The organism is Halomonas sp. EF61 (assembly GCF_040147045.1).
GTDB classification, from domain to species: domain Bacteria; phylum Pseudomonadota; class Gammaproteobacteria; order Pseudomonadales; family Halomonadaceae; genus Halomonas; species Halomonas litopenaei.
Genome location: NZ_JAMSHM010000001.1, coordinates 1,010,728 through 1,023,547, shown reverse-complemented (window position 1 = coordinate 1,023,547; position 12,820 = coordinate 1,010,728). Strand labels below are relative to the sequence as shown.

The following is a 12,820-nucleotide window of genomic DNA, read 5'->3' as shown; positions in this document are numbered from 1 at the left end:
CGATCCGCTTGCAGCGCTGCGCTCGATACGCCACTCACGCTAAGCTTGGCACCATCGATTTCCGGGAAGGCCTGGCCTTCCCGGTACTTTGTATCGGCCCGTCGTGCCGACTCCGATCGGGCCTTAATATCAAGGAGTCTTGCGTGCCCGTTTCTCTGAGCAGTGAACACAAGGATGCCCTGGTCGCCGGCGTGGAAGAGGCCGGTCGACTGGTGCTCGAGATCTATCAGCGCGACTTCGAGGTCGAGCACAAGGACGACAATAGCCCCTTGACCGAGGCCGATCTGGCCGCCCACCACGCCCTGGTGGCGCTGCTGGGACGACTGACGCCGGAGGTGCCGGTACTGTCCGAGGAATCCGGGGAGATCGCCACCGAGACACGTCTAGGCTGGTCGTGCTATTGGCTGGTGGACCCGCTGGATGGCACCAAGGAGTTCGTCAATCGCAACGGTGAATTCACCCTCAATGTGGCGCTGATCGAGCATGGCGTCCCGGTGCTCGGGGTGGTCCATGCGCCGGTGCTGGGGGTGACCTGGTTCGGTGAACAGGACAATGGCGCCTGGCGATCCGAGGGCGAGTCGCGCCAGCCGATCCATGCGCGTGAACTGCCGGACCCCGCCGAGGCCCCCTGGGTGGTGGTGGGTAGCCGCCGCCACGGTGCCGAGGCCTTCGAGGCTTTCTGTGCACGCTTGCCGGCCACCGAGTGCACTTCGATGGGTAGCTCGCTGAAGCTGTGCCTGGTGGCGGAGGGCAAGGCCGATCTCTACCCGCGCCTGGCACCGACCTGTGAATGGGACACCGCCGCCGCCCAGGCGGTGGTTACCGCCGCCGGTGGACAGGTGCTGGACGCAGAGACCCTTGAGCCGCTGCGCTGCAATCGTGGCGAGTCGCTGCTCAATCCGTTCTTTGTCGTGTGTGGCCAGCGCGACGCGCGCTGGGAGCAGGCATTGGCTGCCGCCTTGGCACAGTAGCGCTTGAATTCTAGAAATTTATGCCGATTCGGGCCGTGGCTCGAATCGGCCTTTTTTTGCCACATCGATCGTTTTCTTTCTGCGGTTTCAGGTGTCCCGAGGGCTGTGGCCCTTGGCGGCGCCCTATCCCTGGCTGTCCTGGCCCCATAGGTTTCTCACTCATTTTTCTGAGTTTTTGCTTGCTGGAGGCGCGCCCGTTGGTCCGCCTGAAGGCAGGCTCTGGCGTGGCTGTGCTTGAGAAGTGGCGAGGAATCAGGCAATTGTCGCAAGGCGCGTTGAGAGATCGCTTGCTGCGGTAGCGGCACAAAAGTGGTAGTAATATGCCTCTTTGGTCGATATGTGCTTCTTTGGTCGAAGCGTCTTTTCCGCGTACGCTCTCGCCGGTTCCTTGACGGACGAGGCAGGGGAGTCGTGTGCCTTGGCCCGTTGGAGACGGAAGATGAGTGCCTCGGACGATATCCAGGATTTCCTGCGCAAAACCGGTTCCGATACCGCAGGCTACCAGGCGTTTGGTCGCACCAATGAGGAGTCGGGGCAGCCACGCTGGGGGCTGCTTGGCCAGCTCTCGGGCCACGACGTCGATCCTGGTGACAGGCCGTCACGCGCCGAGCCAGGTGCTCGCCCAGAGCCCTTGCAAACGGCAGCCGAGGTGGCCCCTGCGCGCAAGGGGAAGGCCTGGGCGACGCTGGAAAAGCTTCCCGCAGCCCCGGCACCTGAGCCTGCCTCTGGTCCTGCCGCCCGGCCCGCCCCCTCGGCCGTCGCTGAGCGCAGCGAGCCCCCCGCTGGGCGGCGGGTCGAGCACCAGGCGCCTGCCACCAACGCCTTGAGCGTGGGCGAGGCCTCGCCTCCGGGGGAGGCTCGTGTGCCGCCTGCCGGGCGCTTTGGCCATCTGTTTCGCAGTGCCCCGGACAAGGCGTCGTCCGAGGCCGCTATCGGCAAGGAAACGCCGCTGAAACCTCTGCTCAAACGAATCTCTCAATGAATCTGGTTTCCCTGTCGTCGCCCAAGGGCGGCGTCGGCAAGACAACGCTGACCGCCAATCTGGCTCACGCCCTCAAGCGTCTCGGGCACCGGGTGGTGGTCATCGACTTCGACGTGCAGAACGCTCTGCGACTGCACTTCGGGCTGGGATTCGGCGAGGGGCGAGGTTTTGTCGCCCAGGCCGTGGAGATCGATGACTGGCGACGCCTGCTGGTGCCCAGTGCCAGCGGTATCGAGCTGTTGCCCTATGGCGAGGTCAGCGACGCCCAGCGCCTGGCGTTCGAGTCCTGGCTCGGCGCGCACCCCGAAGCGGTGGCCCAGCGTCTGGGGCCTCTGCTGAACGAGCCACGCTGTGTGGTGCTGGCGGATCTACCGCCTGGGCCGTCGCCGAGCCTTGCCGCCATGGGCGCTGCCGATGCCATCCAGGTGGCGGTGCTGCTGGCCGACAGTGCCTCGCTGTCGGTGTTGCCGCGTATCGAAGGCGGCGACTTCATGGGGCCTGGTGTCAGGCCCTACTACATCATCAATCAGGTGGATCGACGCCGCAGGCTTTCCAGCGACGTGGCCGACTTCCTGCAGGATCGTCTGGGCAGTCCGTTGCTCGGCAACGTGCATCGTGACGAGGCGATTCCCGAGGCGCTGGCCTGTGAGCAGTCGATCTTCGACTACGCGCCAGCCTCGGCGGCGGCCCACGATATCGACACCCTGGCCCGCAGCGTCAGTCGTCTGCTCCCCTCACTCCAGTCCCATGGGGTGGTCGCCCCGGCGCTATAGGATGCCCATGAACGTCTCTTCCTCTGCGTCACTGGGCGCGCGTCTGCTGGCGCTGATCCTGGGGGCGCCCCTGGCTGCTCTGCTTGTCACCACGCCGTTGACCCTGGAGCGCCAGCTGGTGTTCGCCGGTGTCGGCATGCTGGCGTTGCTGGTGCTGGCTCGCCTTCGTGGTGGCTGGGTACGCCAGGCGATGATGCTGCTGTCGGTGCTGGTCTCTACCCGCTACCTGTATTGGCGTCTGAGCGAGACGCTGGTGTTCGATACCCAGGTCGAGGCGGTGTTCGGCTACGGTCTGCTGGCCGCCGAGTGCTACGCCTGGGTGATCCTGGTGCTGGGGTACTTCCAGATCGCCTGGCCGCTGGAGCGGGCGATCCGGCCGATGCCGCCGGATGCGACGCGCTGGCCGACGGTGGACATCTATATCCCCACCTATAACGAGAGTCTCGAGGTGGTGCGGGACACGGTGCTGGCCGCCCAGAACATCGATTACCCGGCGGATCGCATGCGTATCTATGTGCTGGACGATGGCAAGCGACCCGAGTTCGGCGCCTTCGCCGCGGCGGTGGGGGTCGGCTACATCACCCGGGAAGACAACAGCCACGCCAAGGCGGGCAACCTCAATCACGCCATGGGGCTGACCGACGGCGAGCTGATCTGCGTATTCGACTGCGACCATGTGGCGACCCGGGCCTTTCTGCAGGCCACGGTGGGGGAGTTTGTCGCCGACGAGCGGTTGGCACTGCTGCAGACGCCTCACCACTTCTATTCCCCGGACCCGTTCGAGCGCAACCTCGTCGCCGGGGCGGACATCCCCAACGAAGGGGAGCTGTTCTACGGGCCGGTGCAGAAGGGCAACGACTACTGGAATGCGGCCTTCTTCTGCGGTTCCTGTGCACTGATGCGGCGAAGCGCGCTGGAAGAGATCGGCGGCTTCGCGGTGGAAACCGTGACCGAGGATGCCCATACCGCCCTCAAGCTGCAGCGGCGTGGCTGGAACACGGCCTTCCTGGGGGTGCGCCTGGCCGCTGGCCTAGCCACCGAGCGACTGTCTCTGCACATCGGCCAGCGGGCCCGCTGGGCCAGGGGCATGACCCAGATCTTCCGGCTGGACAATCCGTTGTGGGGGCGTGGCCTGCGCCTGCCGCAGCGGCTTTGCTACCTCAACGCCATGCTGCACTTCCAGTTCGCCATGCCTCGCCTGGTGTTCCTGACCGCACCCCTGGCCTACCTGTTGTTTGATCTGCACGTCATTGCCTCGTCGCCGCAGATGATCGCCGTCTACGCTTTGCCGCATCTGTTTCACGCGATCTACACCAACTCGCGGCTGGTGGGGCGCTTCCGCTACTCCTTCTGGGGCGAGATCTACGAAAGCGTGCTGGCCTTTCACTTGCTCAAGCCGACCCTGGTGACTCTGCTCAGCCCGCGTCGGGGCAAGTTCAATGTCACCGAGAAGGGTGGACTGCTGGAGGAGGGCTACTTCGACGGTGAGGCGGTGCGTCCCCATCTGTTCGTGCTTGGCCTGTTGGTGGCGGCGGTGGTGTGGGGGTTGGTGCGGGTCTTCTGGAATGATCTGTTCGATGTCCAGACCAGCGTCATGCTGTTCAACGTGATGTGGGCCTCCGTCAGCATTCTGGTGCTGCTGGCGGCCATCGCGGTGGCACGGGAAACGCGCCAGCTGCGGCGCTCGGTGCGGGTCGAGGCGCGTCTTCCGGTGGTGTTGCATCTGGCCAGTGGCCATGCGGTGCAGAGCTGGACCGCCAACCTGTCCATGGGGGGCGCCCTGGTGGAGGGCAAGCGCTCGGCCCTGGGCAGCGAGGTGGAGTGCCTGGAGATCACCTTCAATCGACGGGGGCTGATGTTTCCCGTGTGTTCGGTCAATGCTTCCGGTGCCGATGACTCACTGCGCTTTCGTTTCGATGAGTTGCCGCTGCGCCAGCGCAGAGAACTGGTGCGGGTGGTCATGGGGCGTGCCGACGCCTGGATTCCCGAGGCACCGCATCCCCAGGACCGGCCATTGGCGTCACTGTGGCATGTGGTGCGCTCGGTGGTGGGACTGTTCTTCCACCAGTGGCAGCAGAAGGGGCTGCACTTCCGTAGCCCGGTGCGGGGGCTGACCCAGGGGCGCTTTAGTCGAGGTTGGCTGGCGCCGGTGATGCTGGTGGCCACCATCGTGCTCGGGGTATTGATGGTCTCGCACCGGGTCTGGGCCCAGGTCCCGGCGCCGACGATCGGCGTGACGCACGAGGCCGGCGGTTTTGGTGACGTGCCGGGTGACACCTCGGTACCGGGCGAGACGTTGCCTCCGCTGCGTTTCGGCGAGGACGGTCGGCTGGATCTGGACAGCGTCAGCCAGCCGTTGCAACCGACCCGGCGCGAGTTGTCGATCCCGCTGCTGGCCGCTGACGAGACCTTGCGCCTGACCCCGAACACCCGGCTTTCGGGTACTGCATTCTCGCTGCGCGATGATGAGGTGGCGGTGGCTGCGTCGCTGTCGCTGTCGTTGTCACACAGTGACCTGCCGGCCGACAGCCAACTCGGGGTGCTGCTCAACGGCGAGACGCTTCAGACCATCGACCTTGACCAGTTCAACGCCGGCGGCATGACCCAGCGCCTGGATATCCCTTCGGCCCTGATCCTGCCCTTCAATCGCCTGGAGTTTCGCCTGCTGGGGCAGGCGACCCAGCAGTGCCACGGTGATGACCAGGCCGTCGGCAGGGTGGAGATCGCCCCCGAATCCAGGCTGGCCTTGACCCTGCAGCGGCTGCCGACCCCCGACGAGCTGGCCCGCCTGCCGAGGCCCTTTATCGATGCCGCGACGGCGGATGTCAGTCGGGTGGCGATGGTGATGGCCCGCGATGCGTCTGAGGCCCAGTTGCGCGGGGCGGCCATCATTGCCTCGCACTTCGGACGCTACGCCGAGGCCGGGCAGCTACAGGTCGATGCACTTTACGATCGCCTGCCGCTGGACAACGCGGTGGTGATCGGGCGCTCGGGGCAACGTCTGGCGGGATTGACCCTGCCGCAGGTCGAGGGGCCGACCCTGTTGATGCGTCCCAATCCGCGCAACCCGCTGTTCAAGCTGCTGCTGGTGGTGGGCAACAGTGACGTCGAGGTGGCCCGGGCCGCACGCGGCCTGGCGCTGTCGGGACTCGGGGAGAGTCTCGATAGCGCAGCGCCGGTGACGTTGAGCGGCGAACGGCTGCGCCTGGATGACGAACGACTGAGCCCGCCAGCCCCTCGCGAGCCCTATGACGCGCCGCGCTGGGTCGATGTCGAAACCCCGGCCAGCCTGGCCTCATTGGGCGAACCCGAGGGCTTCGTGGCACGCGGGCTGTCCGCCCGGGAGCACGCCCTGAGCCTGAGGGTGCCGCCGGATCTGTTCCTGTGGCCCGGTCAGAACTATCGGCTGAGAGTCGACTATCGTTTTCCCGACGAGCCCTGGCTCGATCCCATCGCCTCGAGCCTCGATGTCAGCCTCAACGGCGAATATCTCGCGGCCTTGCCGGTGGAGTCGGGCAAGGCGCTGGAGCGGCTGTGGCAACGCCTGGTAGGCGCGGGCCGGGAGCAGAGCGCCGAGGTCCTGCTGCCCAGGGACCTGCTCTACGGCAACAATCGCCTGCAGTTCTACTTTCACCTGGCGGTGGCAGACGGGGTCGACTGCGCGCCTGGGCTGGGTGAGGACGCTATCAGCCGAATCCTGCCCACCACCACGCTGGACCTGCGGCGGGCAGAGCACTTCAGCGTCATGCCGTCGCTGTCGTCCTTCGTCAGCGCGGGGTTTCCGTTCTCGCGTCAGGCGGATCTTGGTGCCAGCGTGGCGCTGGTGCCCGAGGCCCCCGACGAGAGCGAGTTATCGGCGCTGTTGACCAGCGTGGGCCGTATCGCCGGCGCTACCGGTTATCCCGCCCTTGGCATCGAGGTGCGTCGAGGGCTTTCCCTCACCGGCGATCTGGTCGACAAGGATCTGCTGGTGGTCGCCGACCTCGACAGTCTGGCGCAGACGTCGCTGTTCGACGCCGGCGTTTACCGGGCCGACGAGGGGCGTCTGGCGGTGGCCGAGGTGCCCTGGATGGAACGCTGGCGCTACTGGCTGTTGGGTGACTGGCGGCCGCTGTGGCGAGAGGCCGCCCAGGCGCTGCAGGACAGCGAGGTGTCCCAGGGGCTGGTCAGCCTGCCGTCACCCTTGAACCGTTCGCGCTTCGTGGTCGCGGCGGTCGCCGACGACGCCGAGGCGCTGCCGTCGCTGGTGGCGCGACTGGGCGACGATGAGGTAAGTCGCTCGGTGTATGGTGATCTGGCGCTTATTCCTGTCGAGGGCAGTGCCGAAAGTTTTCGCGCAGGGCCGCGTCAGGGCGTCGGCGAGATGCCCTGGCACATGAGGTTGCGCTGGATGCTGGGCCAGAACCTGGTGGCCATGGCGGTTCTGCTGCTGGTGGTGGTGACACTGCTGGGGCTGGTCTGCCACCGAGGACTGGCTCGCCGTGCTGCACGGCGCCTGCAGGGGGGCCAGGCCGACGCTCCTGAAGCCCAGGCCGACGCTCCTGGAGGCCGCGTCGACACCCCGGTGGCCGACGGCAAGGGGCAGAGTGACAACACCAGGGGAGCGCCACGCCGATGAAACACATGCGTTTGTTCAAGGTTCGCAGCGCCGGTGCGACAGGACTGCTGTCGTGCTCCCTGCTGTCATTGACGCTGTCTTCCCTTCCGGTGCTGGCGCAGGACCAGAGTCCGGCCCAGGCCCAGGGGACCGATCAGGCCCTGGCGCCGCTGTTCGAGCAGGCTCGCTTCTGGCGGGATCGGCAGCGCGCCGATCTGGCCGAGCAGTCCCTCGAGCGGGTGCTCGATGCCGACCCGGGCAACCGGCGTGCCCTCTACCTGCTGGCGGAATATGCGCTGACCGATGGCGATATGGAAAAGGCCAGCCGCTGGCAGGCACGGTTGGCCGAGGTGGCTCCGGAGGATGACCGGGTCGAGGCGCTGGCGCAGGAACAGAAACTGCGGCGTGCCGACGGCCAGCGGCTGGCCGAGGCCCGCTCCCAGGCGGCGGCGGGCGACTACGCCGAGGCCATGGCCAGCTATCGGGCGGTGCTCGAGGGCGACGCGGTTCCGCCGCGGCTGGCGCCGGAGGTCTACCTGACCCTGGCCGGCACCGATAATGGCTGGAGCGAGGCTCGCGAGCGCCTGGCGGCGATGGCGCGTGAACATCCCGACGAGCCGGCGTTGGCCACCGCGCTGGGCCAGGTGCTGAGCTATCGTGAAGCCACGCGTCGCCAGGGTATCGAGCGCCTGGCCGAGCGCGCTGCGACCGGCGATGCGGCCGCCGATCGCGCCTGGCGTCAGGCGCTGGAGTGGCTCGAGGCGACCCCCGCAGACGAACATCTGTATGCCGCCTATCAGCAGGCGCACCCCGAGGATAGCCAGATCGCCGAGCTGTTCGCCGACAAGATGACCCTGCCGCCGGAACGTGAGGCGGCCCAGGCCAGGGCTCAGGGGTACGACAGCCTGGAGCAGCAGCGGCTGGACCAGGCCGAGGCGCAGTTTCAGCAGGTGCTCGAGCAGACCCCGGACGACGCCGACGCCCAGGGCGGACTGGGGCTGACCCTGCTGCGCCAGCAACGTTTCGCCGAGGCGCGAGACGCGCTGGAGCAGGCGATCCGGCTGGCACCCGAGCGACGCGACGAATGGCAGGCCGCCTACGAAAGCGCGGCCTTCTATGCTCGACTGGGGGAGGCGCGGGCCCAGGCCAGGGCGGGACGACTGGATCGTGCGCTCGAACTGGTGACGCCGCTGACCCGCGGTGGCGGCGACGGGGCGCGGGCGGCGACCTTGCTGCAGGCCGATCTGTTCAAGCGCCAGGGACGTCTCGATCAGGCCGAACAACGTTACCTCAGCCTGGGCAATGACACCTCGGCACGGCTCGGTCTGGTCGACGTCTATCGACGCCAGCAGCGCTGGTCCGAGGCCGAGGCGCTGGCCGCCAGTCTGCCGGCCAGCGCTCGTGCCCAGCTTGGCGACCTGGGCGCCGCCCGGGCCCAGGCGCTGCGGCAGCAGGCCGCCGGCCAGAGCGCCAGCGAGGCGGAAGCGACCCTTCGTGAAGCGTTGGCACTGGCGCCCGCGGATCCCTGGGTGCGTCTGGATCTGGCCCGGCTGCTGGACCGCCAGGGGCGCGTCGAAGAGGCAGGCCACCTGGTTCGCCCGCTCAACCTGAGCGAGGCCAGCGCGCCCCAGCTTCAGGCCGCGGCGCTGTATGCCAGTGAACAGGGCGACTGGGACCAGACCCGACGCTATCTGGCGGTGATCCCGCTGGCACTACGCGACGAGGACATCCAGCGACTGGCCGATCAGGCCGAGGCTCAGTCGGCGTTGGCGGCCGCCGAAGCGGCCTGGGACCGGGGGGATCGCGCCTCGGCGCTGGAGCGTCTCGATGAGGTACTGACCAGCACCAGCGATCCGGGAGTCCGCGCCCAGGTGGCCCAGCGCTATCAGCAGATGGGGCTGACCAGCCGGGCCCTCGAGCTGGTCGAGGCCGATACCGCCGGCGAGCTGGACGCGCCGGTGGAAGCCTACACCGGCTACGTGGCGGTGCTGGCGAGCGCCGGCCGTGACCAACAGGCCAAGGCGCTGGTGCAGCGACTCGAGGCGCGCGACGACTTTGGCCTGGCGGCGCGTGCGGCGCTGGACGAAGCGATGATCGGCGCCCGGGTCGCCCAGGCGGACCGGCTGCGCCAGCAGGGCCAGCTGGCCAGCGCCTATGATGTGCTGGCCAGCGCCCTGCGCGAACGCCCCGAGGATCAGGCGCTGCTGCTGGCGATGGCGCGGTTGTATCAGGACGGGGGGCGCCAGCGTCAGGCTGGGCAGCTCTACGACTACACGCTGAGCCGTTTTCCCGAGAGCGATGACGCCCGCCTGGGGGCCGCGGATGCGGCCCTGGCCCAGGGCGATAGCGTGCGAGCGTCGCGGCTTTTGGTGGCGCCGCCGGCCAACGCTCAGGATCGACCTCGCTGGCTGCTGTCGCGGGCGGGGCTGGCCCGGGCCCAGGGACAGGACCGCCAGGCCCTGGCGCTATTGCGTGAGGCGCGCAGCGAGCTGCGCGCCGATCCTCAGCAGTCGCTGGCGCTGGCCTCGGCCACCGGCGACAACCCCTTCGAGAACGCCAGTGGTGGCGCTGGTGGCGGACGGCCCGCCTGGCTGCCTGGCGGCTCGTTGTCCGCGGGCGCTGGCTCAGGGACGGGATCAGGAGCTGGATCAGGGGCTGGGGCCTCGGCCGATGAGGCAGCTCCTCAGGCTTCGCCGCTGATCGATGAGGTCGAGCGGATGATGGCCGAGGTGCGCCGCGCGGTATCGCCCAAGGCACAGGGCGGGCTTGCCCTGGTGGTGCGCAGTGGCGAGGAAGGCCTGAGCCAGTTCGATCGGGTGGAAACGCCCACCACCTTCACCTCCGGCGATTTTTCCTCGGTCTTTGGTCGCTCCCGCGCCGAGCTGACGGTGACCCCGGCCTACGGGTCCGCCGGCACGCCCTCCGGTGACGCCGAGCGCCGCTTCGGTCGCATGGCGATCGTCGAGGCCATCGGTGAGCTGGCAAGCGATGACGATGTCAGTGCCGCGGTCACCAGCGACTACCTGTCCCGGCTGGGGCAGGTGGGGGGCGACGGCCTGGACGTGTCGGCGGATTCCCAGAGCGACGCCGGGGTGGGGCTGTCGCTGGGCTTTCGCAGCGATCTGCTGGACGTGGACGTCGGTACCACGCCACTGGGCTTCGACCAGTCCCAGCTGGTCGGGGGCCTGCGCCTGCATCCGAAGGTAGGCGATTACGGGGAGTTCACCCTGACAGCGGAACGCCGCGCGGTGAAGGATAGCCTGTTGTCCTACGCCGGCACCCGTGATCCGGTCAGCGGCGAGCACTGGGGCGGCGTGGTCAAGACCGGTGGGGCGCTGGGCTACAGCTTCGACAATGGCGACAGTGGTGCCTACGCCAGTCTGGGCGGCTATCGCTACACCGGTGACAACGTGGCCGATAACGACTCGCTGGAGGCGGGCATGGGGGCTTACCTGCGGCCGATCAACGAGCGTGACCGCGAGCTCAAGGCCGGGGTGCACGTCAACTACCTCGACTTCGATCGCAACCTGAGTCGCTACTCGTTCGGGCACGGGGGCTACTTCAGCCCGCAGGACCATATCAGCGTGGCCTTCCCGGTCAGCTTCAGCGAACAGCGTGGGCGTTGGTCCTACTCCGCCAGGGTGTCGCCGGGCTTCCAGAGCTACTCCGAGGCGGCGGAGGACTTCTTCCCCACCGACGGCGAATCCCAGGCGTTGCTCGATGACCTGGCCGATGCCGACGCGGCGGTGGAGTCGCGCTACAGCGCCTCCAGCGAAAGCGGCTTTGGCCTGACCCTGGGAGGCGACGCCTCATACCAGCTGACCAATGACATGAGGGTGGGTGGCCGCCTGGGCTACGACACCTTCGGCGACTACGACGAGACCTCGGCATGGCTGTACCTGGACTACACCCTTGGGGGAGCAGATGAGTGACCTTGACGCGGCCCGGCGCCGTTCGCTTGCGTACTTCGACAGCACCCACTGTGCGTCACAGTGGAACGATGTGCTGCGCTTCCTGCTGGAAGAGCTGTATGCCTCCGGCGGCGAGCAGGACGCAGGCGCTTTTCTGCGCCATATCGGGGCCAGAATGGCCAGTGAACTGACGCTGCCCGACCAGCAGACCCTGGAGGGGCTCGAGCGCACCCTCAACGAGCTTTGGCGTGCGCGCGATTGGGGCTGGGTGTCATTGACCGCCGGGGAAACTCGGCTGACCATCGAGCATGGTGCCTACCCCGTTGCCGGTCACAGCGAGGCCGAGCGAGCCCGCGGCGCCCGTGCCGCCAGTGCGCTACTGGCCGGGGCCTATAGTGAATGGCTGGAACGCCAGGGGGGCGATAGCTCGGTGCCCCTTCGGGTGGTGACGGCAGAGGCGGGAAAACCTCTGGAGTTCGTCTATGCAAGGGAAGAAGTTGCCGGCCACTGATGCCGGCCTGTGTTGGCGCCGATTGACGGCGATGTTGCTGGTCGCCGTGACCTCCTTGACCTTTGCCCTCGCGGCGCCGGCCGACGAGAGCTGGGAGCGTTACAAGAGCCGCTTCATGAGCGCCGACGGTCGCATTCTCGACAGCGGCAACGGCGACGTTAGCCACTCGGAGGGGCAGGGCTTCGGCATGCTGCTGGCGGAGGCCCAGGGGGATCGCGAGGCCTTCGATCGGCTGTGGCAGTGGACCCGACTGCATCTGGCGCGGACCGATGTGGCGCTGTTTTCCTGGCGCTACGACCCCACCAACGTGCCACCGGTGGCGGACCCCAACAATGCCAGTGATGGCGACATCCTGATCGCCTGGGCGCTGCAGCGCGCCGCCAGCCGTTGGCAGGAACCCCGCTACGCCCAGGCGGCCGCGATGATCCGCGAGGCCATCGCCGAGTATCTGGTGGTGCAGCGCGGCGGCTACCGGGTGCTGCTGCCGGGGGTGCAGGGGTTTCGTGGCGAGGGTTACGTCGATCTCAACCTGTCCTACTGGGTGATGCCGGCGTTGCTCGACTTTGCGCAGGCGGAGCCGGATGCCGGCTGGGAAACGCTGGTGGAAGACGGCCTGAGGTTGCTCGAGCAAGGCCGCTTCGGTCGCTATCGGTTGCCCACCGACTGGCTGCGGCTTGACGCCGACGGCAGCCTGGCTCCGGCGCCGGGCTGGCCGCCCCGCTTCGGCTTTGATGCGGTGCGTATCCCGCTCTACCTGGCCTGGGCAGACCAGCTCGATCGTCCCGGTGTCTCGCCGATCCTGGCCTTGTGGAACGATCCCGCTCGCCAGCCACCGCCGGCCTGGATCGACGTCTACAGCGAGGCCCGGGCGGAGTACGACGCCTCCCGCGGGGTGCTGGCGATTCGCGCGCTGGCCGGTCGCGACCTCCGGGCGATGCCTGCGGGCCTGGCACCCGGCGACGACTACTATTCGGCCTCGCTGCTGCTGCTGGCGCGACTGGCCCAGCGCGAGTCCGCCCCTGCACCGGACTAGTCTTCGTTGCGGGACCAATGCTCGAGCACAAGCCTGTTCCCT

At 67.8% G+C, this 12,820-nt stretch carries 7 protein-coding genes; all 7 read left to right on the top strand.

Annotation, left to right across the window (positions count from 1 at the left end):
* Nucleotides 1-143 precede the first annotated feature (143 nt).
* The 7 genes from cysQ (at nt 144) to NFI08_RS04420 (ending at nt 12,778) form a co-directional block, all read left to right on the top strand.
* The gene (gene cysQ, locus NFI08_RS04450; RefSeq protein WP_349587519.1) at nt 144-971 is read left to right on the top strand and encodes a 3'(2'),5'-bisphosphate nucleotidase CysQ; all 828 of its coding nucleotides are present in this window, start codon (nt 144-146) and stop codon (nt 969-971) included.
* A 439-nt stretch (nt 972-1,410) separates the two neighbouring features.
* The gene (gene bcsO / locus NFI08_RS04445) at nt 1,411-1,953 is read left to right on the top strand and encodes a cellulose biosynthesis protein BcsO (RefSeq protein WP_349587516.1); all 543 of its coding nucleotides are present in this window, start codon (nt 1,411-1,413) and stop codon (nt 1,951-1,953) included.
* Entirely contained in the window at nt 1,950-2,726 is a 777-nt protein-coding gene (gene bcsQ, locus NFI08_RS04440; protein ID WP_349587513.1) for a cellulose biosynthesis protein BcsQ, read from the top strand. Before bcsO ends, bcsQ begins: the two co-directional genes overlap by 4 nt.
* A 7-nt stretch (nt 2,727-2,733) precedes the next feature.
* A complete protein-coding gene (bcsA, locus tag NFI08_RS04435) occupies nt 2,734-7,344 on the top strand; it encodes a UDP-forming cellulose synthase catalytic subunit (protein WP_349587510.1) in 4,611 nt (1,536 codons plus the stop codon).
* A complete protein-coding gene (locus tag NFI08_RS04430; RefSeq protein ID WP_349587507.1) occupies nt 7,341-11,255 on the top strand; it encodes a cellulose biosynthesis protein BcsC in 3,915 nt (1,304 codons plus the stop codon). The genes bcsA and NFI08_RS04430 overlap by 4 nt, the downstream gene beginning before the upstream one ends.
* The gene (gene bcsD, locus NFI08_RS04425; RefSeq protein WP_349587504.1) at nt 11,248-11,745 is read left to right on the top strand and encodes a cellulose biosynthesis protein BcsD; all 498 of its coding nucleotides are present in this window, start codon (nt 11,248-11,250) and stop codon (nt 11,743-11,745) included. The genes NFI08_RS04430 and bcsD overlap by 8 nt, the downstream gene beginning before the upstream one ends.
* Nucleotides 11,717-12,778 (top strand): family 8 glycosyl hydrolase, encoded by a 1,062-nt coding sequence (locus tag NFI08_RS04420; RefSeq protein ID WP_349587501.1) that lies wholly within the window; start codon nt 11,717-11,719, stop codon nt 12,776-12,778. Before bcsD ends, NFI08_RS04420 begins: the two co-directional genes overlap by 29 nt.
* The last annotated feature ends 42 nt before the right edge of the window (nt 12,779-12,820 follow it).

Excerpts from the sequence above, each read along its gene's own strand:
- bcsO (WP_349587516.1), top strand. The coding sequence starts at position 1,411 with ATGAGTGCCTCGGACGATATCCAGGATTTCCTGCGCAAAACCGGTTCC.
- bcsQ (WP_349587513.1), top strand. The coding sequence starts at position 1,950 with ATGAATCTGGTTTCCCTGTCGTCGCCCAAGGGCGGCGTCGGCAAGACA.
- bcsA (WP_349587510.1), top strand. The coding sequence starts at position 2,734 with ATGAACGTCTCTTCCTCTGCGTCACTGGGCGCGCGTCTGCTGGCGCTG.
- NFI08_RS04430 (WP_349587507.1), top strand. The coding sequence starts at position 7,341 with ATGAAACACATGCGTTTGTTCAAGGTTCGCAGCGCCGGTGCGACAGGA.
- bcsD (WP_349587504.1), top strand. The coding sequence starts at position 11,248 with ATGAGTGACCTTGACGCGGCCCGGCGCCGTTCGCTTGCGTACTTCGAC.
- NFI08_RS04420 (WP_349587501.1), top strand. The coding sequence starts at position 11,717 with ATGCAAGGGAAGAAGTTGCCGGCCACTGATGCCGGCCTGTGTTGGCGC.